This window comes from Acuticoccus sp. MNP-M23, from assembly GCF_031195445.1.
In the GTDB taxonomy this organism is placed as follows: Bacteria; Pseudomonadota; Alphaproteobacteria; order Rhizobiales; family Amorphaceae; genus Acuticoccus.
The window spans coordinates 1,605,251-1,627,632 of record NZ_CP133480.1 but is presented as its reverse complement, the minus strand read 5'-3'; the positions used below and the strand labels follow the sequence as shown (position 1 = coordinate 1,627,632).

The window sequence follows — 22,382 nt, the reverse complement described above, 5'->3', positions numbered from 1 at the left end:
CCGGCTGAGGAGAAGATGCGATGGATGAGACCGACCCGCTGAAGACTGCCGAGCGGTGGCACGCCGAGGGGCGCAAGGTGGCCATTGCGACCGTGGTGGACACCTGGGGGTCCGCGCCGCGCCCCGTTGGCAGCCATCTGGTGATTGACGGCGAGGGTGCGTTCGAGGGGTCCGTCTCCGGCGGTTGCGTTGAGGGGGCGGTGGTGGCCGAGGCGGTGGATATTGCTGCCGGTGCCCCCGCCAGACTCCTCGAATTCGGCGTTGCGGACGAGACGGCGTGGGAGGTCGGCCTGTCCTGCGGCGGGACGATCCGCGTCTATGTCGAGCCGCTGACGGGGGCGGGGGCTTGAGGGTCGCGGATCTCGCCGCGCTCAACGCAGCGCGTGCCGAACGCAAGGCCGCTGCCCTCGTGGTGCCGCTGGACGGTGGCGCGGGCCGGCTGGTGATGCGCGGCGATTTTGCGGCCGACCCGCTGGCCGACGTGCTGCACGCAAGGTTTGCGAACGGCAAGTCGGGCCGGGAGGAAACGGCCGAGGGCGAGGTGTTCGTGGCCATCCACCGCCCGTCGCCGCGGCTGGTGGTGGTGGGCGCGGTCCACGTCAGCCAGGTGCTGGCGCCGATGGCGGCGGCGGCCGGGTTCGACGTCACTATCGTCGACCCGCGGACGGCCTTTGCCACCGAGGAACGCTTTGCCGGCGTGAAGATGGTCGCCGAATGGCCGGATGCGGCGCTTCTGGCGCTGGACCCCGAAACGGCGCTTGCAACCCTCACCCACGATCCGAAGATCGACGATCCGGCGCTGGAAGCCGGGCTGACGGCGGACTGCTTTTATATCGGCGCCCTTGGCAGCAGGAAGACACACGCGCGGCGGGTGGAGCGTTTTGCTGCAAAGGGCTTCGACGATGCGGCGATGGGGCGGATCAATGCGCCCATCGGTTTGCCCATCGGCGCCGCCTCGCCTGCTGAAATTGCGGTGTCGGTGCTCGCCGAGGTGATTGCGGCGCTGCGCCTCGGGCCCGCAAAGGCAGCAAAACTTTCGGCCGCTGCGTGAAGTTCGGGCCGGTTGCCGCCGATGCGGCAGAGGGCGCGCTGCTGGCCCATTCGCAGCGCACCGGCACAGGCGTCATCCGCAAGGGCACGCGGCTGACGGCGGACCACATCGCGTCGCTCCGTGCAGCCGGGATCGATGCGGTGATCGCCGCGCGGCCGGAGCCCGGTGACCTCCACGAAGACGAAGCGGCCCGGAAGATTGCAGAGGCCGCCGTCGGTCCGGAAACCTACGTGGAACGCGCCGATACCGGCCGCGCCAACCTCTTTGCCGACCGCGCCGGACTGGTGATGGTCGACCGCGCGGCCGTCGACGCGCTGAACGCCATCGACCCGGCGATCACGCTGGCGACGCTGACGCCGTTCACCCGCGTGTCGGAAGGACGGATGATCGGCACCGTGAAGATCATCCCGTTTGCCGCGTCCGCGCAAAGCGTTGCGGCGGGGGCGGTGACGGTGGGCGGGGCGCTGTCGGTGGCGCCCTGGGTGGTGCGCCGGGTGAGCGCGATCTCCACGGAGCTTTCGGCGCTGAAGGCCAGCGTGATCGACAAGACACTTGGTGTGTTTGCGCAGCGGCTGGCGGCGCCTGGCGCCGACATTGTCGAGGATGTGCGGGTGCCCCATGACGAGGCGTCCCTGGCCGAGGCGCTGCGGGCGGCCACCGGCGAGGTGATCGTGGTGTTCGGCGCCTCTGCGGTGGTGGACGTGAATGACGTTATCCCGGCGGCCATCCGGGCGGCCGGCGGCAGGGTGGTGCATCTTGGGATGCCGGTGGATCCGGGCAACCTTCTGGTGCTTGGCGAACTTGACGGGCGGGTGGTGATTGGCGCACCGGGCTGTGCGCGCTCGCCAAAGGCCAACGGGTTCGATCTGGTGCTCGACCGTGTGCTGGCGGGCCTTGCCGTGGAGCCGGCGGACATTGTGGCAATGGGCGTCGGCGGATTGCTGGAGGAGACCGCGGCGCGGCCCCGACCCCGGCGCGGCGACAATGCGGTTCGGCCGGAGCGGCCTGCGGCCATCGTTCTTGCGGCGGGGCGGTCAACGCGGATGGGCGTTGCCAACAAGCTTCTCGAGGAGGTGTCCGGCAAGCCGATGGTGGTCCACGTGGTGGAGGCAGCGCTTGGCTCCCGCGCCACCCGCGTGGTGGTGGTGACGGGCCACGAGGCTGCGCGCGTGGAGGCGGCGCTGGCGGACTGCAACGTCACCTTCGTGTACAATGGCGCCTTTGCCGATGGGCTATCCACGTCCCTGCGCGCAGGCCTCGAAGCGTTGCCAGGCGAGACGGATGCGGCGCTCATCCTCCTGGGCGACATGCCCCTCGTCACAGCCGAAGATTGCACGCGGGTGCTGGGCGGGCTGGAGCGCGAAGGCGCGTTGATTGCGATGGCCACCGATGGCGGCGGGCGCGGCAACCCGGTGGCCTGGTCGTCCCGCCTGTTTCCTGAGTTGCGCGCCACCGAAGGTGATGCCGGCGGCAGGGCGCTGATGTCCCGCTACGCTGACCGTGTGGTGGATGTGGAGATCGGCCGTGCCGCCGGGACCGATGCCGACACACCGCAGGCGCTGGCTGCGCTGCGCAAGGGCCTCGACCCGGCCGGCTGAGGCTATCGCGCGTCCAGCAAGTACAACCTTCAGCTGTACAATACCACATTTCTTGTTATGGTGGCCTTGCCTGCCCCGGAGCCTCAACACGTCGTCCGGGGCGCAAGGGGAGCGCGCGTGTGCGAGTGATTTTTTCGGCAAAAATGCGCGTGATCAATCGGCCGGGTCAATTCGCCGTGCCGCCCGCACGGTCCACCTTGTGCTGAGCGCGTCAGGGCCGGACCGGCCCTCTCGCGAAGAGGGAACCAGCGGCGGCGACACCCTGCCACTCGCGATCCGTTTTGCGCTGGCCGAATGCCGGGACCTTGGCCCCCACCACGATCCACCGGACGCGCTGGCGCACCTTTCGGGCTACGAGGCCAGCCTGGTCTTCGCCCTGCTGGGTGCGGACATGACGAACAGCGCAGCGGGGTGGCTGGCGGACGCTCTGGATCGCGCCAGCGGTTTCGACTGCCTGCGCGCAGCGTTTTCCTCCGCCCGCCTCGGCACCCGTCCCCAGCCCTTCACGGATCTGGATTATTTCCTTGCCATCGGACAGTGGCTCGGTTGCCGCTTTGAGGAGGAGGATGCCTTGTGTGCGTCCTTCCAGGGCATGCACGCCCCGTCGGTGGATGTGCGCGCCACGGGCGACGGAATGATCCTGCGCTATATCGGGCCGGACGGGCCACGCATGGTGATTGCGCCCGCCCAGGCATGGTTGCCGAGGCTTGCGCGCCTTTTGTGCAAGAACCCCGAGATGCGCGGGCGGATCACGGTTGCAACGCCCCATGCCATCGTCGCTGCCGCACAATCAGGCGGCCCGAACGTCGGAGCGGCCCGCGTTGCCCCGCTCCATGCCGTGCCGGACAACGAAGTGGCGGACCGTGTGGTCAGCACTGCGCAGGTGGTGGTGTTTGCGCTGGTGCTCACCGGCCTGTCGGTGGTTTCGCTGAAGGTGCCGGCGATGATGCTCGCCGTGACGCTTCTTCTGGTGACGGCAATTCTGATCGGTTATGCCGCCAGCCGCTGCTATGCGCTGATGGCAGATCTTTCGGCGGCCACGCTGCCGCGGCAACGGCTTAAAAGCAGCGAATTGCCCGTCTACACGGTGCTTATTCCGCTTTATCGGGAGGCTCGGGCGATCAGCGGGCTGGTCCGTGCGCTCCGCCGGCTGGATTATCCGGTCGAGAAGCTGGACATCCAGTTTCTGGTGGAGGCGGACGATGCGGAAACCCGCGACAGCATCTTGCGCGAGGCGCGGCATCTGCCGTGCCGCATCGCCATCCTGCCCAAGGGTTTGCCCAAGACGAAGCCGCGCGCGCTCAACGCCGGCCTGCGGCAGGCCCGCGGCTCGCTTGTGACCATCTACGATGCAGAGGACCGGCCGGACCCCGGCCAGCTCCGCCTTGCGGCCGAAACCTTCGCCGCTGCGCCGGACAGTCTGGCCGCCGTGCAGGCGCGCCTTTGCATCGACCATGAGAACGACAACTGGCTGACTCGCATGTTCACCATCGAATATGCGTGCCTGTTCGACCGGCTGATGCCGGCCATTGCCGCGCGCGGCCGGCTCATTCTTCTGGGCGGAACGTCAAACCATTTCCGCGCCGAAGCGCTTCTGGCGGTTGGCGGGTGGGATCCGTACAACGTCACCGAGGATGCCGACCTTGCGGTGCGGCTGGTCCGCCGCGGCTTCCGCATCGGCATGATCGAGTCCGACACCTTCGAAGAATCGCCGCTGGCGGTGGGGGCCTGGATCAAGCAGCGCTCGCGCTGGTTCAAGGGCTACATGCAGACGTGGCTGGTCCACAACCGCGCCCCGCTGTCGCTGCTGCGCGAGCTTGGCTGGCGGGACACGCTGGTGATGCACCTTTTCATCCTCGGTGCGCTGACCGCGGCGATGGCACACAACGTGGTCCTGCTGGCTCTGCTGGCGGCGCTTCTGGGGCTGCTCCCCGTCACGTTCGAGTCGCCATGGCTTGCGGTGCTGCACGGCAGCGCGGCGGTGATGAGCTACGGCGTCAACTTTGCGCTGGGCGCCGTTACCATCCGCGACCGGCGGCGGCGCGGCCTCAGCCCGTGGCTGGTGCTGTGGTTTCCAGTTTACTGGGTCCTGATGGGGGTCGCCGTCGCCATCGGCCTTTATGACCTCATCCGCCGGCCGCACCACTGGCGCAAGACGGAGCACGGCGTTGCAAGGCGGCCCGGCCGGGTGAGCGCCCACGCGGCCGGGCCGGCGCAGTTCGCCACCGCTACGGGGCCTGATCGTCGCCCGAGACGACACCGCCGATGAGGTTGCGGCTGGCCAGATATTCCGACGTGAACACCGAGCGAACACGCGGCACCGGCGGTGCGGCGAGCGCATCCTCCAGCGCGCGGCGCCGCCGGCCGGCTTCGGCAAGGTCGATGAACGCAAAATGCACCGTGGCGCCGGGCCGCAGCTGCGTCAGCCGCGGCCGGTCCGCCAGCGCCACCACCGCAATCTTCGGATAGCCGCCGGTGGGCGCACGGTCCGCACATAAGACGATGGGCTGGCCGTTGCCGGGCACCTGGATCGCGCCCTCCACAATCCCGTCGGAGATGATGTCGTGGGTGGCGGCCTCCAGCGGCGGTCCTTCCAGCCGGTAGCCCATCCGGTCCACCTTGTCGGTGAGCCTGTAGGCCTCGGTGGTGAAGGTGGTCTGCACCTCTTCGGCAAACAGATGGTGCTGCGGGCCGGGAAGGAGGCCGATGGGGCCGTCCGGCAGGGCAATGTCCACCGCTAGGAGCGGTTCGGCGTCGCCGGGCGTCTGGACGCTGAACGGCGTGTCGAAGTCGCGCGCGCCAAGCCCGGTGCGGGCGTTGGTGGCGTAGGAGCCGAGAACGGGGGCGCCAAGGTCGATCCCCGCCACGGCGAGATAGGCCCACATGCCGTTGCGGCCGGGCGTGATGGTGAGGGTCTCCCCGTCGCCAATGAAGAGGCGCGCCGGCAGGGTGACGGGCTCGCCGTCTCCCACCGTTGCGCTGAAACCGGGCCCGGACAGGCCCGCAAGCACCGGCCCCTCCGCGCGGAACGCCGCACCGGCGATGCCGATCTCGAAGGCTGCCGTCCCGCTCCCGGCGAGCGCGAGGGCGTGGCGAAAGCGCACCCAGTCCATCGGGCCGGACTGCGAGACGCCGAAGCGCATGGCGCCCGACCGTCCCGCATCCTGCACCGTCACGAGGTGGTTGTGGCGGACCACATGCAGCGCGCTCATCCGTCGTCCTTCGTCAGCCCGCCATCGGTGGTCCTGGCAAGGGAGGCCCATTCGTCCTCGCTCACGGCGTCGAAGGCGATGGTATCGCCGACCGCGAAGGGAACCATCGGCGTCTCGTCCGGCCGGAACAGGGTGACGGCGGTGCGGCCGATCACGTACCAGCCGGTGGGCATGGAGATGGAGGTGAGGGCCGCCATGCCGCCCGCCAGGATGAGGCTGCCCGCCGGCATCGGCGGTCGCGGCGATGGGCGGCGCGGGATTGCCAGCGTCTCGTCCACGCCGGACAGATACGCGAACCCCGGTGCAAATCCGTACATGCCCACCTGGTAGCGTCCCTCCAGAAATTTCGACCGCAGCGCCTCCACGCTGAGGCCGAGCCCGGCGGCGGCGTCGGCAATGTCCTCGGCGCAATCGCCCTCCATGGCCACCGGCAGGCGCCAGTGGGCGGGGCCGCGCGCGGTGTCCTCGCCCGTGCCTTCGGGAAGGGCGGCGAGCAGCGCATCGCGGTCGGTGGCGGCGGGATCGAACAGGACCAGAAGCGAGCGGAACGTCGGCACCACCTCCACCAGACCGGCCGGGGCAGCGGCATCGAACGCGGCGGCAAGCGCCGCCACCTGTGCGCCGGCGCCTTGCGTGATCTCGTCGCCAAACTCGATCACGAACGCATTCTCGCCGCTGCCGCGGAAGGTGGCGCCCTCGGTCAGGCTCATCCGGCGAACGGGGTGACGGTGACGCCCGCGCCTTCGAGGGCCGCGCGCACCGCCTTTGCGATGGCGACGGCGTCAGCGCTGTCGCCATGGACGCAGATACTGTCGATGGCGGTGGGCAGGCGGCTGCCGTCGTGGGCAAAGATGGCACCGGCCTCCACCATCTTCACCACGCGGGCCGCGGCCTCCGCGGGGTCGTGGACGAAGGCGCCGGGCTTGGCGCGGGAGACGAGCTGGCCGTCCGGCTCATAGGCGCGGTCGGCGAAGATCTCGGCGGCAACGGGGAGGCCAGCTGCGCGCCCGGCATCCTCCAGCGCCGTGGTCGCGACGGCCAGAAGGGTCAGCGAGGGATCCACCTGTCTGACGGCGCTGGCGATGGCGTCGGCCACGGTGCGGTCGGCGCTGGCCACGTTGGAGAGCGCCCCGTGCGCCTTGACGTGGGTGACGCGGCCACCCTCCACCGCCGCCATCGCGATGGTGGCGCCAATCTGGTAGGCGACCATCCGCGTGATGGCATCCGGCGCCATCGGGATCGGACGGCGGCCGAACCCGGCCTTGTCCTCAAAGCCCGGATGCGCGCCGATGGCGACGTTGTTGGCGATCGCGGTGCGGATGGTCTCGGCCATCGTGTCGGGGTCGCCGGCGTGGAAGCCGCAGGCAATGTTGGCGCTGGTGACGATCTTCAGGATTTCGCCGTCCGCACCCATGGTCCAGGGGCCGAAACTTTCGCCGCAGTCCGCATTGAGGTCGACAGTGGTCATGGCTTGTCCCGGTTGTTCGCGCGCCTTCTGCAAGGTCTAGCAAAAAACGTGCACGGGCGAAGCGTGGCGGGGCAAAAAGCGGTGCTCCGGGTGCTTGCCGTCCGGCCCGTCAGCCGCGGCCGAGCACGTCGTCCACCGCCTGGCCGAGCCGGTCGACCAGCGTGTCGATGTCGTCGGCGCTGGCGATGAAGGGCGGGGCGATGAGGATGTGGTCGCCAGCGGCACCGTCGATGGTGCCGCCCATGGGGTAGACCATCAGGTCCCGCTCGAACGCGGCGCGCTTGATCTTTGCGTGGGTCTTTGCCTCGGTGGGGAGCGGGGCGCAGCTGTCCCGGTCTGCGACAAGCTCCACACCCATGAACAGGCCGCGGCCGCGGATGTCGCCCACATTGGGGTGCTGGCCGAAGCGGGCTTCGAGGCTCTGGCGGAGGCGGTCGCCCATGGCGTTCACGTTGGCCAGAAGGTCCCGGCTTTCGATGGTGTTGAGGACCGCAACGCCGGCGGCGCAGGCCGTCGGGTGGCCCATGTAGGTGTGGCCGTGCTGGAAGAAGCCCGAGCCGTCCGCAATTGTCTGGTGAATCTTTTCGGCGACAAGGGTGGCGCCGATGGGCTGGTAGCCGGCGCCGAGCCCCTTGGCGATGAGCACCATGTCGGGCCGCACATCGTCGGCCTCGGAGGCGAAGAGGGTGCCGGTGCGGCCCATGCCGCACATCACTTCGTCCAGAATGAGGAGGACGCCGTAACGGTCGCAGATCTCGCGCACCCTGGCGAAGTAGCCTGGAACCGCCGGAACGGCGCCCATTGTAGCGCCCACCACGGGTTCGGCCATGAAGGCGGCCACCGTTTCGGGGCCGAGACGCTGGATTTCGGCGTCCAGCTCGTCGGCGACGCGGGTGCCGTAGGCCTCGGCGCTTTCGCCGGGCTCGCCCCAGCGCCAGTGGTGGCAGGGGGCAATGTGGCTGAACGCATCCGACAGGAGCGGCGCGAACTGGCGGCGCCGCCATTCGTTGCCGCCGGCGGCCAGCGCGCCCAGCGTGTTGCCGTGGTAGCTCTGCCGCCGCGCGATGATCCGCGAGCGGGCGGGCTCGCCTTTTTCGAGGAAATACTGGCGGGCGAGCTTGATCGCCGCCTCTGCCGCTTCCGATCCGCCGGACACGAAATAGACGCGGCCGATCCCCTCCGGTGCGCGGGCGATGAGCATGTCCGCCAGCTCTTCGGCAGGCTCGGAGGTAAAGAAGCCGGTGTGCGCATAGGGCAGATCGTCCACCTGGCGCTTGATGGCATCGGTCACCCCCCGGTCCGAATGGCCAAGGCAGGAGACCGCCGCACCGCCGCACCCGTCCAGAATGCGGCGCCCGTCGCGGGTGATGACGTAGACGCCGTCGCCGCCGACCGCGACGGGAAGCGACGCGGCCGTGGCACGCTGGAAGATGTGGGCGGATGGACTTGGCATGATCTCGAAATCCCTGCGACGGCCCACGCTACAAGATCTGGCGGCGCGAGGGTATCGCATCGCGCCGGCCGAGCCTGCCGGGGGCTTGTGCCCGACCGTCGCAGCGGGGCGGGGCGTTCGCATGGCGCGACGGAGCGTTTATGGTGGTGCAACACGAACCAGGACAATGCCCATGCGCTATGCCCCTTTTCTTGCCGTTTTCGTGCCGCTGACTGCGTTTGCGGCGGACGGCGAACCCGCCAAGCCTGCAACCAATCTCGCCAACCCGGCCTCGCAATTTTGCGTGACCCACGGCGGGACGCTCGAAATCCGCACCGAGGCGAATGGCGAGGTGGGCTACTGCCACCTGCCCGATGGCCGTGTGGTGGAGGAATGGACGTACCTGCGCGAAGAGGCCGTTCCGCAGCAAAAATAGGACCGGGCTGCCCGTTCGGCGCGGGCAGCCCGCAGTTCCCCTACCCGTTGCGGAAGGTGTAGCCGTAGCCGTTGAGGGCGGGGGCGCCGCCCAGATGGGCGTAGAGCACCTTGGAGCCCGCGGGGAAGTAGCCCTTGGCGATGAGGTCCAGCATCCCGTCCATGGATTTGCCCTCGTACACAGGGTCGGTGAGCATGCCTTCCGTACGCGCCGCGGTGCGGATCGCGGCCAGCGTCCCCGCGTTGGGCACGCCGTAGGCGGGGTGGGCGTAACCGTCGAGCAGGGTCACGTCGCTGTCCGCAATATCGCCGACGCCGATGAGGTCTGCCGTGCGACGCGCAATGTCCAGCACCTGCGCGCGCGTCTGGTCGAGCGTGAACGATGCGTCGATGCCGATGACGTTGGCGGCGCGCCCATCGGGCTTGAAGCCTGCCACCATCCCCGCATGGGTGGAGCCGGTCACGGTGCAGACCACCACATAGTCGAACCTGACGCCGAGTTCGGCCTCCTGCGCGCGCACCTCCTCGGCAAAGCCGACGAAGCCGAGCCCACCATATTTGTGCACCGACGCGCCTGCGGGAATGCCGTAGGGCCTGCCGCCCGAGGCTTCCACGTCCGCCAGCGCATCTTCCCACGACTTGCGGATACCGATGTCGAACCCGTCGTCCGTCAGGCGGACGTCGGCGCCCATGATGCGCGACAGCATGGGGTTGCCGACACGGTCGTAGACGGCGTCTTCGTGGGGCACCCAGGCTTCCTGGACGAGGCGGCACTTCATGCCGATCTTGGCGGCAACGGCGGCCACCTGGCGGGTGTGGTTGGACTGGACGCCGCCGATGGAGACCAGCGTGTCCGCACCCGACGCGATGGCGTCCGGCACGATGTATTCCAGCTTGCGGACCTTGTTGCCGCCGAAGGCGAGGCCGGAATTGCAGTCTTCCCGCTTGGCCCAGATCTCCACCTTGCCGCCGGCGTGGGCGGTGAGGCGGTCCAGCCGCTCGATGGGGCTGGGGCCGAATGTGAGGGGATAGCGCTCGAAGCCGGCGAGGAGGTCTCTGGCGGTCAATTCAGTCTCCCGAGGCGCGCTGATGCACCGCCTGGGGGCCTTACTCCCGCAAGGCGGCGTTGTCAGAACGCCGGTTGTGTCTGTCTTCTGCGCTGCATCAAAATCACGAGGGCCAGAATGATGAAAGCCGGAATGTAGAAAATCTCCTTCGGCATGCGTTCGGCTCTGGTCTGGACCTTGTTCAGGACCACGGGCTCCTCGGCGTAGAAGTCGTAATCCTGGCCGAGATAGGCGAACGGGGTGCCGGGGAACGGCTCGTCGAGGGTCAGCCGGTCGCCGTCCTCCAGGAAGGTGAGGCCGGCATCGGCAATCCGGTCTTCTCCGGTGGCGGCATCATCCAGCGAGATGACGATGTATTTTGAGGTGCGCTCCAGCGGGTTGTTGAAGTCGGTGCCGACGAGCTCCATTCGCAGCGGGGATCCGGCGGGCTGACTGCCGGCGATGTCGTAGATCTCGACCCCCGCCCGGTCATCATAGGGCGGTTGCACCATGTCGAGCAGGATGCTCGGCCGCAGCAGGGTGAGGGCGACCAACAGCAGCGCGACGGTCTCGAACCAGTTGTTGCGCGAAAAGAAGTAGCGCTGCGTGGCGGCGGCGAACACCAGCATGGCGATCACCGCAATCACGAAGGCCTTCACGCCGATGTACCACGGCACAAACTCGGAGGTGGGCGTGCCGTCGACGATCACCACCTTCATGAGCAGCAGCTCGGTGTTGAAGATGAACATGAACGGCAGCAGCGCGGTGCGGATGTCGTAGCCGAAGCCTTGCAGGCCGGTCTTGATCGGATCGCCGCCCGATATGCCGGCGGCCGCGTAGGCGGCAAGGCCGACGGGTGGCGTGTCGTCGGCGAGAATGCCGAAGTAGAACACGAAGAGGTGCGCCGCGACGAGCGGGATGATGAGTCCTTCGGATGCACCGAGCGACACGATGACCGGGGCCATCAGCGAGGACACCACAATGTAGTTGGCGGTGGTCGGCAGGCCCATGCCGAGGATGAGGCTCATCACCGCCACGAGGATCAGCATAAGCATCAGCGAGCCGCCGGCCAGCGCCTCCACGAAGGCCGACACGACCTGGTGCGCGCCGGTGAGCGCGATGGTGCCGACGATGATGCCGGCCGCGCCTGTGGCGACCGCAATGGGGATCATGTTGCGCGCCCCGGAAATCATCCCGCGGCTGAACTCGTCCCACCCTTGGGCGAAGCTGGCGGCAAAATTCTCACCGCCGCGCAGGAGCGCCTTGATCGGGTGCTGCGTGAACGCGATCAGCACCATGGATGCCGAGGCCCAGAACGCGGCCAGCCCCGGCGACATGCGCACCACCATCACGCAGTAGAGAAGCACGATGATGGGGAGGAGGAAGTGGAGGCCGGTGAGCAGAACGTCGCGCACCACCGGCAATTCCTGGATCGGCGCGTCGGGATCGTCGACGTGGAGATCCTCGCGCTTGGAGGCGATGACGAGGCAGATGATGTAAAAGGCCACGAAGACGGCGATGGCGATTTCAAGCCCTGCATCGGGGAAGGCCGTGGCCGTCCACCCGAGGCCGAAGTGGACCGCGAACCCGAGGGCCATGATGCCGGCCAGCGTGATGATGAACGACTGGATCTTGGCGGCGGCGGAGCCTGCGCGCGACTTGTGCGGCAGGCCCTTGAGGCCGAGCTTCAGCGATTCCAGGTGCACGATGTACAGGAGCGCGATGTAGGAGACGAGCGCCGGCAGCAGCGCGTAGACGATGAGGTCGGTGTACGGCGTGCCGGTGAATTCTGCGATGAGGAACGCGGCGGCGCCCATCACCGGCGGCGTGAGCTGGCCGTTGGTGGAGGCGGCGACCTCGATGGCGCCGGCCTTTTCCGGCGAGAAGCCGGTGCGTTTCATCAGGGGGATGGTGAAGGTGCCGGTGGTGACCACGTTGGCGATGGACGAGCCCGAATAGATGCCCGACAGCGCCGAGGCGATGACGGATGCCTTGGCCGGCCCGCCGCGCAGGTGGCCGAGCAGCGAGAAGGCGAGCTTGATGAAATAGTTGCCGGCGCCGGCCTTTTCGAGGATGGAGCCGAACAGCACGAACAGGAAGATCATCGACGCGGAGACGCCGAGCGCCACGCCGAACACGCCCTCGGTCTGCATCCAGAAGTGCCACATGGCCTTGCTGTAGGATGCGCCAGCCCAGCGGATCGAGTCCGGAAAGAACTCCGACGAGCCGAAGAAGACGTAGGAGAGGAAGACGCCCACAACGATGAGGAGCGGCAGCCCGAGCGCGCGATAGACCGAGATGCCGACAATCACCATGCCGATGGTCGAGACAATCAGGTCGGTGTTGGTCGGCAGGCCCGAACGGCGGGCTATCTCGTCGGCGAAGACGACGAGATAGAGACAGGACCCGGCGCCGACGATGCCCAACACCCAGTCATAAAGCGGGATCTTGTCGCGCGGGGAACGGGAGAACAGCGGGAAGGCCATGGCGACCAGCAGCAGCGCGAAGGCGAGGTGGATGGCGCGCACTTCGGTGTTGTTGAACACCACGCGCAGACCGGTCTGCTCCTGGATGATGAACGGCAGCGGCGAGGCGACGTAGAGCTGGAAGAGGGCCCATGTAAAAGCGAGCGAGGGCACAAGCATCCGCTGCCAGCCCAAAGGAACCCGCGCGCCGGAGTCCACTGATGCGACGAGGTCGTCCGCGGAGGTTGCTGCGCCTGGGGCGTGGGGGTCGGTCGCCGTTGTCATGCAAGGCCTCTTGTGAGCACGCGATTGCCGAGCGTTCCATGCTTTCAAGGAACGTGAAAGGCTTTTTTGAACTGATGCAGGAGTTCGTATGACGAATATCGAAAATTCTGACGCGTTGAGGCTGCTGGACTTCTGGCTGGGTGCCGGACCGGACCGCTGGTACGCCAGATCGGACGAGTTCGATGGCCTGTGCGCCGCGTGGATCCCGCAGTGGGAAGAGGCGGCGTCGGGCGCGCTGGACGGCTGGAGCGCCACCGCCGCGGGGTCGCTGGCGCTGATCATCCTGCTCGACCAGATCCCGCGCAACGTGTTTCGCGGGTCGGCACGGCAGTTCGAAACGGACGCGAAGGCGGTTGCGGCGGCCGAAGCCGCGGTGGCGGCGGGGCATGACAAGACCCAGCGTCTGCCGGTGCGGCTGTTCTACTATCTGCCGTTCGAACACGCCGAAGACGAGGCGTTGCAGGAAAAGGCGCTCGACCTCATCCGCCCGCTTAAGAACCAGGATGCCTACTACTGGGCGCTGGTCCACGCTGATGCGGTGCGCCGGTTCGGCCGTTTTCCCCACCGCAACGCAGTGCTGGGCCGGGAGACGACTGCCGCGGAACGGGCCTATCTGGAAAGCGGCGGGTTCGGTGCCTGAACAGGGGCGCCCGAGAAGCGGCAACACGAAAAAGGGCCGGCGCGTGGTGCGCCGGCCCTTCCCTCAATCCGCGGCCGAAACCGCAGGGACTGGGTTTTACTGCCAGCCGCGCTCTTCGTAATATTTCACTGCGCCGGGGTGCAGCGGTGCGGAGAGACCGTCCTTGATCATCTCTTCTTCCTTCAGCACGCCGAAGGCAGGGTGGAGCTGCTTGAACTGGTCGAAGTTGTCGAACACGGCCTTGACGGTGGTGTAGACCACGTCGTCCGGCACATCGGCCGACGAGATGAACGTGGCGCCGACGCCGAACGTGGTGGTGTCCTCGTCATTGCCCTTGTACATGCCGCCCGGAATGGTGGCGACGCGGTAGTACGAGTTGTCCGCGACCAGCTTGTCGATGGCCGGGCCGGACACGTCCACCAGCGACACGTCACAGGAGTTGACCGCTTCCTGAATGGCTGCAGCGGGGTGGCCAACGGTGTAGATCATCGCGTCGATCTTGCCGTCGCAAAGCGCCTGCGCCATCTCGGAGCCCTTCAGCTCGGTGGCGAGCGAGAAGTCGTCCATGGTCATCCCGAAGGCGTCCATCACGACTTCCATGGTCGCGCGCTGACCGGAGCCGGGGTTGCCGACGTTGACGCGCTTGCCCTTCAGGTCCTCGAAGCTCGAGATGTCGGTGCCGGGACCGGCGAGGAGGGTAAACGGCTCCGGATGGACCGAGAACACCGCGCGGAGCTTCTCGAACGCGCCGGCATCTTCAAACTGGCTGGTGCCGTTGTAGGCGTGGTACTGCCAGTCCGACTGGGCGACGCCGAAGTCCAGTTCGCCGGAGCGGACGGTGTTGATGTTGTAGACCGAGCCACCGGTGGATTCGGCCGAGCAGCGGATGCCATGGTCGCGGCGCCCGCGGTTGACCAGCCGGCAGATTGCGCCGCCGGTGGGGTAATAAACGCCGGTGACACCGCCGGTGCCGATGGTCATGAACTTGTCTTGCGCCTGGGCGCCGGTGACGGCCATCGCGCTGACTGCGAGTAGCGCGAGAAGTGGCTTCCTCATGAAATCCCCTTGTGTTTTTCCTGTGGGGTCAGAAGCGCCGGAAGCGAACCAACCCCTTGGTTTATATAGTCGTACGGTCGCGGTTTGCCCGCGGGACTGACCCAGGCGGCGCCAAGCCCGCCGCAATCGGGCGGCCGAGCAATTCGGCGCCGGCGTGCGGTGCGCACGCAGGTAGACGAAGGCAAGCTGCTTGGACGTGGTTTGTCAACGCTCGTAATTTAGCACGTTTTTGCGGAACGGAAGCTCGGGAGGAACCGTTGTCTCGGCAAGTAAGGATCAAAATCCTGTTTGGTCCAAGCAATAATTTTGAACGAGGTAGCATCTATGACCCGCAACCTTCTGGGCGGCACCGCCCTGATCGCGATTCTCAGCGTAACCCCGGCCGTGGCGCAGGACGACATGCGCGTTCTCATGTTCGCCGACGACGCGCAAATGAATGCCCGTGTCGCCGAAATGGACACCAACGGCGACGGTTCGGTGTCGATGGCGGAGTACGACGCGTATCTCGTCACGATCCCCGTCGCTGATGCCGACCGCGCCACGTACGTCGCAGACTTCGAAGCACTCGACGCCAACGCCGACGGCATTCTGGTGGTGACCGAGCTCGAAGCCGGCATGGCAACTGCCGCAGGCGGAACCGCAGCGCAGGTCGACGTGACGCAGGCTGAAGCCAAGGTTGCTGTCACGCAGCCGGCACCGAACGTGAACGTCAAGCAGGGCGACGCTACGGTTGCAGTGTCCCAGCCCGAGCCCGAAGTTGCCGTGACTCAGAAAGAGCCGGAAGTTTCGGTCAAGCAGGCTGAGCCGACCGTTTCGGTGAACCAGCCGGAGCCGGAAGTGTCGGTCCAGCAGGACGAGGCGACTGTTTCCGTTGACCAGCCCGAGGCCCAGGTGGCCATCGACGCACCGGCACCGGAAGTTGAAGTCCGCCAGGCGACCCCTGACGTGCAGGTGACGCAGAAGGAGCCGACCGTTTCCGTGTCGCAGCCCGAGCCTGACGTGAGCGTCCAGACGGCTGAAGCAGACGTTTCGGTCCAGACCGAAGACGCCAACGTCGTCATCGAGCAGGGCGAGCCGGAAGTGGTGATCCAGAAGGTCACCAGCGTCGACACCGCCACCACGGCTGATGCTGATACGGAACTCGAAGAAGCAGCCGACGCCACCGGCGAAGCGGTTCAGGTTGCCGCTGCAAAGACCGCTGACGCAGCGGGCGATGCCACGACCGCCGTTATGAACGCCGTCGCGTTTGATGACATCGACGGTGAAGACGCCTACAACAACATGAACCAGGAAATCGGCGAGATTTCCGACATCGTGATGGAAAAGACCAGCCGCGAGATCTTCGTGGTGGTGTCGGCCGGCGGCTTCCTCGGCATTGGTGATGCGGACGTCGTGTTCCCCTACAACAGCGTGTCCATCGCTGGCGACAAGGTGATGATCGACACCAACATGTCGGAAGAGAACCTTGAAGACCGCAACGACTACAACGAAGACCTCTATGAGGACGTGCCGGAAGACATGATCGTTCGCTAAGCCGCGATCCTGTGACGACGCGATAGAAAAGCCGGGGCACGCTGCCCCGGCTTTTTGCCGTGCTAATGCATGGCCGAAGCCTTGCCACGCACCGTGGAAGCGACATTTTCTATTTCAATCAAACGAAGGAGCGATCCATGAGCCTGTTCACCCGCACCGCATTCGTTGCGCTGCTGGCAGCCAGCCCGGCGCTGGCACAGACCGACCAGACGCCGGCTGCCACCCCCGAAAGCGCGCCAGCCCCTGCGGCCGCCGCCGATGCCACTGCCAACGACGATGCCGTTGCGCGGACCCGCGTGATCGTCCGCCAGCCGGCCGCAACCGTGCGGGTGTTCGAGCCGGCGGTGACCGTTACCGTGAACCAGCCCCCGCCCCGGATCATCGTGCGCCAGTTCGAGCCCATCGTGACCGTGACGCAGCACGCGCCCGAAGTGAGCGTGACGCCCCACGAGCCCGATGTTCGCGTTGAGCTGCGCGACCCCGAAGTGGTCATCGAGCAGCCCGATCCCACGGTCACCATCGACCAGCCGGAAGCGACCGTTGACGTTGCGCTGCCGGACGCGAGCGTGGATGTGACCCCGGCCGAGCCGCAGGTGACTGTGGGCCAGGTGGCGCCTGAGGTTGTGGTCAGCAGCCCCGACCCGTCCGTGGAAGTGACCCAGCCGGAATTCAACGTCGAGATCCAGCAGGAAGACGCCAACGTGCAGGTGCAGCAGGCACAGCCGCAGGTGAACATGCTGACCGAGACCACCGTCGAGGCCGATACCGCCGCTGAGGCAGACGTCGCAGCCGAGCCTGACGCCGAAGTTGCGGCAGTGGTCGCTGCCGAGCCGGCCACGCCGGTTGCCGGGATCGTGATCCCGCGGGACGATATCGTCGGGCTGACCGTGGTGAACGCCGAAGGCGACACCGTCGGCGAGATCGACGATGTGCTGCTCGAAGTGGCGACGCAGGAGCCGGTTGTTGTGGTTGCCGTTGGCGGACTTCTCGGCCTCAACGAGCAGCAGCTCGTTTTCGCTTACGACGAGCTGACCTTCAACGCCGATGAGGCCGTGCTTGCCACCGCTGCCGACGAGGACGTGCTCGAAAACCGTCCGGAGTACGACGAAGAGAAGTACGTCGCGCTGCCGGCTTCGATGCTGCGCTGATCCGGTTCGGGGATGGGGCATTGCCCCGTCCCCGCATCTGCTCGTCCGTGCGCCCCCCGGAACCGGCGCGCAGACTTAAACCCGATTAATATATCGCGGCTAATATATCGGCGCCCTAACGTATACGGGCCGTTATGGTTCCCGCCAAAAATCGCAATATAAAGTATTTATTCAGCGGCGTTTCGGAACGAGCGGTGCGCCTTAGGTATTTCATCCACAAGGAGCCTTGTGCTCTCCCGCAAAATATTTCGACGAGGAGCCGATCCCCATGGCGAATAAGTGGATGCTGAGCACTGCGATGCTCGCTCTTATTGCAGCAACGCCCGCCGCGGCACAGAACGCCAACGAATTTGGCGAGTGCGCGTTCGATGAGATGACCAACGAAACCTTCCTCGGCCTCGATATCGACAACGATAGCGGCCTGACGATGGAAGAGTATCGCGACTGCCTCCAGGAGGCTGGTATCGAACTCGACGATGCCAAGATGACCGCATACAACGACGCCTTCACCAAGGCTGACGCCGATGCCGACGGCATCCTGCTGTACGCCGAAGTCGAGACCGCTACGGCTTCCGCCGATGGCGCACCGACCGGCACCATCACGGTAACGCAGCCTGCCGCCAACGTGGTGGTCAACCAGTCTGCGCCGGAAGTGAATGTTGCGACGAAGCAGCCGGAAGTGACGGTTTCCACGCCGAAGCCGGAAGTTGCGGTCTCCACGCCCGAGCCGGAAGTTGCCGTGACCCAGGCCGAGCCGACCGTCAGCGTCGATCAGCCGGCCCCGGTTGTCAGCGTCGATCAGCCGGCGCCTGAGGTCAACGTGACCCAGCCCGAGGCACAGGTTGCCGTCGAAGCCGGCCAGCCCGCCGTTTCGGTCCAGACCCCCGAGCCTGAAGTGGCCGTTGCCACTCCCGACCCGGAAGTCGAGGTGACCCAGCCCGAGCTTGACGTGAACGTCGAGCAGCAGGACGCCAATGTCGCCGTTCGCCAGGAGCAGGCTGACGTTGCCGTTGCTCAGACGACCGCAGTCGAAGCCGATGCCGCCGTTGCCGTCGACGCAACGTCGACCGAAGCGACTGCCACCGATATGGCCGCTGCCGAAGTGAAGACCTACCAGATCCGCATCGACGATGTGCTGGGTGAGGATCTTTACAACAACAACGGCGAAGAGATTGGCGAGATCGACGAGATCGTCCTCGACCCGGCGACCAACAAGCCGATCGTTCTGGTCTCCGTCGGTGGCTTCCTCGGCCTCGGCGACCGTGAAGTGGTGTTTGCATACGACGACATCACCTTCACCGACGACCGGGCGATGCTCTCTTCCGACCTGACCGAAGAGCAGCTGAAGGCAATGCCGGATGTTGACGAAAGCGCCTACACCGAGCTGCCCGAGACCATGATCGTCCGCTAAGGGCGGTCCACTCGGATCAAAGCGACAAGAGCCGGGGCCCTGTGCCCCGGCTTTTTTGCGTCCGGCGTCTGCCTACCGGGTGACGATCTCGGGCCCCATCAGTGCGGTCGGAACATAGGTGGAGAGCGCCGGCACGTAGGTGATGATGATGAGGAACACGAAGAGGACCGCAACGAACGGCAGTGCCGCCCGCACGACCTGAACCAGGCTCATCCCGGTGATGCCGGAGGTGACGAACAGGTTGAGGCCGATGGGCGGCGTGATCATCCCGATCTCCATGTTGACCACCATGATGATTCCGAGGTGGATCGGGTCGATGCCGAGCTGAATGGCGATCGGGAACACCACCGGCGCCACGATCAGCAGCAGGCCCGACGGCTCCATGAACTGCCCGCCGATGAGGAGGAGCACGTTGATCGCGATGAGGAAGGTGAACCAGTTGAAGCCGGCGCCGAGCATCCAGTCGGTGATCGCCTGCGGAATGCGCTCTGAGGTGAGGACATGCGCAAACAGGAGCGCGTTGACGATGATGAACATCAGCATCACCGTTGTCCGCGCGGCGTCCATCATCACCTTGCGCGTATCCCGGTGGACAATGGTCGCCGGCGCCATCAGCAGCGAATAGACGACGTTGCGCAACAGAAGGACGAGGCCCGATCCGGCGGCAACGAGGCTGCCTGTCCCCTGCCGCACCACAAGGTAGGCGACGCCGGCGATGGTGGCGACCAGTGCGGCGACCATGGTGCGCGGGCCGATGGTGCCTTCGCCCGCGCCGAAGAAGGAGAGGATCATGATCACACAGAACAGCGCCAGCGCATAAAGCCACGCAAAGAAGCCGTTGCGTGCGGCAACGCTGTCGCTCTCATGCGTGAAGCGCTTGCCCTTCATCGGCCCCATGTCGCGGTAGACGAAGAGCGCGATCAGGAAGGAATAGACCGCGGCGACGGCGGCAGCCTCGGTCGGCGTGAAGACGCCGCCATAGATGCCGCCCAGAATGATGATGATGAGGAAGAGGCCCCATGCGGCGTCCTTGCCGGCGCGCAGGAATTCGCCCCAGCCTTCCCACTCACCCTTGGGGAGACCCCGCACCCGCGCGATGACGTAAATGGTGACCATCAGCATGCAGCCGGCGAGAAGGCCGGGGATGATGCCCGCCAGGAACATGCGGCCGACCGAAACATCGGTCGCGGCAGCGTAGACCACCATGACGATGGACGGCGGAATGAGGATGCCGAGCGTGCCCGCGTTGCAGACGATGCCGGCCGCAAATTCCTTGGAGTAGCCCACCTGCCGCATCCCGGCGATGGCGATGGTGCCGATGGCCACCACGGTGGACGGCGAGGAGCCGGAAAGCGCTGCAAACAGCATGCAGGCCAGCACCGAGGCCATGGCAAGGCCGCCGCGGAACGACCCCACGGTCGCGATGGCGAAGCGGATGATGCGTTGCGCCACCCCGCCGGTGGACATGAAGGAGGCGGCGAGGATGAAGAACGGGATGGCGAGGAGCGTGTAGTTCTGGCTGGCCGTGAACAGCTGCTGTGCCACCGACGAGACGCTGTCGTTGGAGAAAAACGTGATCATGATGATCGAGGACAGGCCGAGTGACACCGCAACCGGGACGCCCGACAACAGCAGCGCGAAGACGAGGCCGAATAGGATCGCCGTTTCCATGGGTCTCGCTCAGTCCTTGAGAATGTTGCGGTTTTTTTCCACGAGGTCTTCGGCCTCGTGGCTGGCGATGATCAGCTCGCGCTTGCCCTGGATGATCTCCACCAGCGCCTGGACGGCGCGCATGGCAAGGAGACCGAGGCCGATGGGCAGGATCAGGTAGGCGACCCACCGGTGAACCCGGTCCTGGCCCGTCATCTCGACCATGAATGCCGGGTATTTGAGGTCGTCCAGCCCGATGCCCACGCGGTACATCTTCCACCAGTAGTCCACCGCACCGCCGCCGCGGGTGGTGGCACCGAGCGACTTCAGCCAGTCCGCATTGATGAACATGACGGCGTATAGGAGAACGGCCAGTGCGCCGAAGATGGCGAATCCGCGGAAGACCGGCCGCGGGAACAGGCGGATGAGGCTGTCGATCCCGAGGTGGGAGTTGATCTTCACCGCGTAGCTCATTCCGAACAGGATCAACCACGCGAACAGGATGCGGTTGAGCTCCAGCGCCCCCTGGAAACCGGAATTGAAGCCGTAGCGCATCACCACCTGCACGAACGCAACGAGGGTCATTGCGGCGAGGATGAGGGCGATCACGATCTCCTCTAACTCGTTCATGACGCGCGGGGCGAGCTTGTCGGCGATGAAATAGAGCGTGATGAAGCCGACCAGCGTCAGCAGCGGATAATTGAGCAGAAGTGAGGCCATCGACATCTCGCTGCGGGCTTGCCGGACGGCGCCGGCGGCGCGTCAGGCCCGGCCGGCCGGGTGGTTCTTGTGGAAGCGCCGCGGCCGAGAGCCGGCCGCGGCGCAAGGTGGCTCAGGAGGCCGGGTTGTTGGACGCGACGGCGGCGTCGATGATGTTCTTGCCGATCTCTTCCTCGAACTCGCCCCACACCGGCTTCATCGCGTCGACCCAGGCCTGGCGCTGATCGGTGTCGAGCGTGCGGATGGTGCCGCCCGCGGCAATGATGTTCTCCTTGGCCTGGTCGTTCAGGCTGTTGGCAAGGCCGTTCATCTTGACCGACACTTCGTCCACCAGGGTGAGGAATTGTGTGCGGGTGTCATCGTCGAGGCTGTCGAGGAAGTCCTGGGTGGTGACCATGAAGTAGGACAGCATCTGGTGGTTGGTTTCGGTAATGCCGTCCTGCACCTCGAAGAATTTCTGCTGGTAGATGTTGGTGTAGGTGTTTTCCTGGCCGTCCACCACGCCCTGCTGGAGCGCGCCGTACACCTCGTTGAAGGCGAGCTTCTGTGCGTTGGCGCCCAGCGCCTCGATCATGGCGGCGGCAATGTCGGAGGTCTGGATGCGAAATTTGAGGCCTTCGGCGTCGGTGGGCTGGATCAGCGGCTTGTCGGCCGAGAACTGCTTCATGCCGTTGTAGATGTAGCCGAGACCCACGTAGCCGACATCTTCCATCGACGTCAGAAGACTCTTGCCCTCGTCGGTCGCCAGAAAGCGCTCCATCGCGGCAACGTTCTGGAACACGAACGGAAGGTCAAACACGCCCAGGACGCGCGTGTAGGCGCCGAACTTGGACAGTGAGGGCGCGGCAAGCTGCACGTCACCCAGGAGCAGCGCTTCCATCACCTTGTCGTCGTCATAAAGCTGGGAGGACGGGAACACCTGCATGCAGGCCTTTCCGTTCATCTCATCGTTGATGCGACTGGCAAGCTCTGTGGCAAACTCGCCCTTGGGATGGCCGGTTTCAGCCACAACATGCGAAAATTTGATCACGGTTTCGCCGTCGTCACAATTTGCAATTGCAGGGGCGGTTGTGATGACCAATGCAGCGACAGCTGCGCCTAGGACAGATTTCACTCGGACATCTCCTGAATACGTTTTTTCTTCTGTCGGTGTGCCACAAAACTTGTGCGACGCAAAGCAAGTCAATACACGCTAGAGTTACCGGCGCGAATTGTGCAAGCGGCAGCCTGAC

At 66.0% G+C, this 22,382-nt stretch carries 19 protein-coding genes; 9 read left to right on the top strand and 10 right to left on the bottom strand.

Annotated elements, in window-relative coordinates; genetic code table 11:
* Positions 1–20: 20 nt before the first annotated feature.
* From RDV64_RS07690 to RDV64_RS07675, 4 genes are all read left to right on the top strand, one after another.
* Complete coding sequence (locus RDV64_RS07690; RefSeq protein ID WP_309198686.1) at positions 21–350, top strand: XdhC family protein; 330 nt, start codon at positions 21–23, stop codon at positions 348–350.
* The gene (locus tag RDV64_RS07685) at positions 347–1,051 is read left to right on the top strand and encodes an XdhC family protein (protein WP_309198685.1); all 705 of its coding nucleotides are present in this window, start codon (positions 347–349) and stop codon (positions 1,049–1,051) included. Before RDV64_RS07690 ends, RDV64_RS07685 begins: the two co-directional genes overlap by 4 nt.
* Positions 1,048–2,649 carry a molybdopterin-binding/glycosyltransferase family 2 protein gene (locus RDV64_RS07680; RefSeq protein ID WP_309198683.1) on the top strand — a complete coding sequence of 534 codons (1,602 nt, stop codon included), beginning with the start codon at positions 1,048–1,050 and terminating at the stop codon, positions 2,647–2,649. The genes RDV64_RS07685 and RDV64_RS07680 overlap by 4 nt, the downstream gene beginning before the upstream one ends.
* Before the next feature lie 199 nt (positions 2,650–2,848).
* Positions 2,849–4,918, top strand: a complete 2,070-nt coding sequence (locus tag RDV64_RS07675) for a glycosyltransferase family 2 protein (protein WP_309198682.1) — start codon at positions 2,849–2,851, stop codon at positions 4,916–4,918.
* Here the strand turns inward: RDV64_RS07675 and RDV64_RS07670 are convergent.
* The 4 genes from RDV64_RS07670 to RDV64_RS07655 form a co-directional block, all read right to left on the bottom strand.
* Positions 4,878–5,861 carry an urea amidolyase gene (locus tag RDV64_RS07670; protein WP_309198681.1) on the bottom strand — a complete coding sequence of 328 codons (984 nt, stop codon included), beginning with the start codon at positions 5,859–5,861 and terminating at the stop codon, positions 4,878–4,880. The two genes, RDV64_RS07675 and RDV64_RS07670, sit on opposite strands and share 41 nt — an antisense overlap.
* Positions 5,858–6,571, bottom strand: coding sequence for a carboxyltransferase domain-containing protein (locus RDV64_RS07665; RefSeq protein ID WP_309198680.1), 714 nt, complete (start codon positions 6,569–6,571; stop codon positions 5,858–5,860). The genes RDV64_RS07670 and RDV64_RS07665 overlap by 4 nt, the downstream gene beginning before the upstream one ends.
* A complete protein-coding gene (locus tag RDV64_RS07660) occupies positions 6,568–7,329 on the bottom strand; it encodes a 5-oxoprolinase subunit PxpA (protein WP_309198679.1) in 762 nt (253 codons plus the stop codon). Before RDV64_RS07660 ends, RDV64_RS07665 begins: the two co-directional genes overlap by 4 nt.
* 109 nt (positions 7,330–7,438) lie before the next feature.
* Complete coding sequence (locus tag RDV64_RS07655; RefSeq protein WP_309198677.1) at positions 7,439–8,782, bottom strand: aspartate aminotransferase family protein; 1,344 nt, start codon at positions 8,780–8,782, stop codon at positions 7,439–7,441.
* 172 nt (positions 8,783–8,954) lie between these two features.
* On the opposite strand from RDV64_RS07655, the gene RDV64_RS07650 reads away from it, so the two are divergent.
* Positions 8,955–9,197 (top strand): DUF333 domain-containing protein, encoded by a 243-nt coding sequence (locus RDV64_RS07650; RefSeq protein WP_309198676.1) that lies wholly within the window; start codon positions 8,955–8,957, stop codon positions 9,195–9,197.
* Positions 9,198–9,237: 40 nt separating this feature from the next.
* On the opposite strand, the gene RDV64_RS07645 is transcribed toward RDV64_RS07650, so the two are convergent.
* Together RDV64_RS07645 and RDV64_RS07640 are read right to left on the bottom strand one after the other, a co-directional pair.
* A complete protein-coding gene (locus tag RDV64_RS07645) occupies positions 9,238–10,263 on the bottom strand; it encodes a 1-aminocyclopropane-1-carboxylate deaminase (RefSeq protein WP_309198675.1) in 1,026 nt (341 codons plus the stop codon).
* Between the two features lie 62 nt (positions 10,264–10,325).
* Complete coding sequence (locus tag RDV64_RS07640) at positions 10,326–12,992, bottom strand: TRAP transporter permease (RefSeq protein ID WP_309198674.1); 2,667 nt, start codon at positions 12,990–12,992, stop codon at positions 10,326–10,328.
* Between the two features lie 88 nt (positions 12,993–13,080).
* Between RDV64_RS07640 and RDV64_RS07635 the strand changes: the two genes are divergently transcribed.
* Positions 13,081–13,632: a DUF924 family protein gene (locus RDV64_RS07635; RefSeq protein WP_309198673.1), complete on the top strand. Its 552-nt coding sequence runs from the start codon at positions 13,081–13,083 to the stop codon at positions 13,630–13,632.
* 96 nt (positions 13,633–13,728) lie between these two features.
* Here the strand turns inward: RDV64_RS07635 and RDV64_RS07630 are convergent, their stop codons facing one another.
* On the bottom strand, positions 13,729–14,688 hold the full coding sequence (locus tag RDV64_RS07630; RefSeq protein WP_309198672.1) for a TAXI family TRAP transporter solute-binding subunit: 960 nt from the start codon (positions 14,686–14,688) through the stop codon (positions 13,729–13,731).
* 324 nt (positions 14,689–15,012) lie between these two features.
* Here RDV64_RS07630 and RDV64_RS07625 point away from each other — a divergent pair, with 324 nt between their 5' ends.
* The 3 genes from RDV64_RS07625 (at position 15,013) to RDV64_RS07615 (ending at position 18,780) form a co-directional block, all read left to right on the top strand.
* Positions 15,013–16,221 (top strand): PRC-barrel domain-containing protein, encoded by a 1,209-nt coding sequence (locus RDV64_RS07625; RefSeq protein ID WP_309198671.1) that lies wholly within the window; start codon positions 15,013–15,015, stop codon positions 16,219–16,221.
* Positions 16,222–16,358: 137 nt separating this feature from the next.
* Positions 16,359–17,369 carry a PRC-barrel domain-containing protein gene (locus RDV64_RS07620; protein ID WP_309198670.1) on the top strand — a complete coding sequence of 337 codons (1,011 nt, stop codon included), beginning with the start codon at positions 16,359–16,361 and terminating at the stop codon, positions 17,367–17,369.
* A gap of 268 nt (positions 17,370–17,637) precedes the next feature.
* The gene (locus RDV64_RS07615; protein WP_309198669.1) at positions 17,638–18,780 is read left to right on the top strand and encodes a PRC-barrel domain-containing protein; all 1,143 of its coding nucleotides are present in this window, start codon (positions 17,638–17,640) and stop codon (positions 18,778–18,780) included.
* A 72-nt stretch (positions 18,781–18,852) separates the two neighbouring features.
* Here the strand turns inward: RDV64_RS07615 and RDV64_RS07610 are convergent, their stop codons facing one another.
* The 3 genes from RDV64_RS07610 to RDV64_RS07600 all read right to left on the bottom strand — a co-directional run bounded on the left by RDV64_RS07610 (position 18,853) and on the right by RDV64_RS07600 (position 22,264).
* Positions 18,853–20,451, bottom strand: a complete 1,599-nt coding sequence (locus RDV64_RS07610; protein ID WP_309198668.1) for a TRAP transporter large permease — start codon at positions 20,449–20,451, stop codon at positions 18,853–18,855.
* A 9-nt stretch (positions 20,452–20,460) separates the two neighbouring features.
* Entirely contained in the window at positions 20,461–21,150 is a 690-nt protein-coding gene (locus RDV64_RS07605) for a TRAP transporter small permease (protein WP_309198667.1), read from the bottom strand.
* Positions 21,151–21,262: 112 nt separating this feature from the next.
* Positions 21,263–22,264 (bottom strand): DctP family TRAP transporter solute-binding subunit, encoded by a 1,002-nt coding sequence (locus RDV64_RS07600; RefSeq protein WP_309198666.1) that lies wholly within the window; start codon positions 22,262–22,264, stop codon positions 21,263–21,265.
* Positions 22,265–22,382: the final 118 nt, after the last annotated feature.

Excerpts from the sequence above, each read along its gene's own strand:
- RDV64_RS07620 (WP_309198670.1), top strand. The coding sequence starts at position 16,359 with ATGAGCCTGTTCACCCGCACCGCATTCGTTGCGCTGCTGGCAGCCAGC.
- RDV64_RS07630 (WP_309198672.1), bottom strand. The coding sequence starts at position 14,688 with ATGAGGAAGCCACTTCTCGCGCTACTCGCAGTCAGCGCGATGGCCGTC.
- RDV64_RS07615 (WP_309198669.1), top strand. The coding sequence starts at position 17,638 with ATGGCGAATAAGTGGATGCTGAGCACTGCGATGCTCGCTCTTATTGCA.
- RDV64_RS07610 (WP_309198668.1), bottom strand. The coding sequence starts at position 20,451 with ATGGAAACGGCGATCCTATTCGGCCTCGTCTTCGCGCTGCTGTTGTCG.
- RDV64_RS07625 (WP_309198671.1), top strand. The coding sequence starts at position 15,013 with ATGACCCGCAACCTTCTGGGCGGCACCGCCCTGATCGCGATTCTCAGC.
- RDV64_RS07650 (WP_309198676.1), top strand. The coding sequence starts at position 8,955 with ATGCGCTATGCCCCTTTTCTTGCCGTTTTCGTGCCGCTGACTGCGTTT.
- RDV64_RS07635 (WP_309198673.1), top strand. The coding sequence starts at position 13,081 with ATGACGAATATCGAAAATTCTGACGCGTTGAGGCTGCTGGACTTCTGG.
- RDV64_RS07605 (WP_309198667.1), bottom strand. The coding sequence starts at position 21,150 with ATGGCCTCACTTCTGCTCAATTATCCGCTGCTGACGCTGGTCGGCTTC.
- RDV64_RS07655 (WP_309198677.1), bottom strand. The coding sequence starts at position 8,782 with ATGCCAAGTCCATCCGCCCACATCTTCCAGCGTGCCACGGCCGCGTCG.
- RDV64_RS07640 (WP_309198674.1), bottom strand. The coding sequence starts at position 12,992 with ATGACAACGGCGACCGACCCCCACGCCCCAGGCGCAGCAACCTCCGCG.
- RDV64_RS07670 (WP_309198681.1), bottom strand. The coding sequence starts at position 5,861 with ATGAGCGCGCTGCATGTGGTCCGCCACAACCACCTCGTGACGGTGCAG.
- RDV64_RS07690 (WP_309198686.1), top strand. The coding sequence starts at position 21 with ATGGATGAGACCGACCCGCTGAAGACTGCCGAGCGGTGGCACGCCGAG.
- RDV64_RS07665 (WP_309198680.1), bottom strand. The coding sequence starts at position 6,571 with ATGAGCCTGACCGAGGGCGCCACCTTCCGCGGCAGCGGCGAGAATGCG.
- RDV64_RS07660 (WP_309198679.1), bottom strand. The coding sequence starts at position 7,329 with ATGACCACTGTCGACCTCAATGCGGACTGCGGCGAAAGTTTCGGCCCC.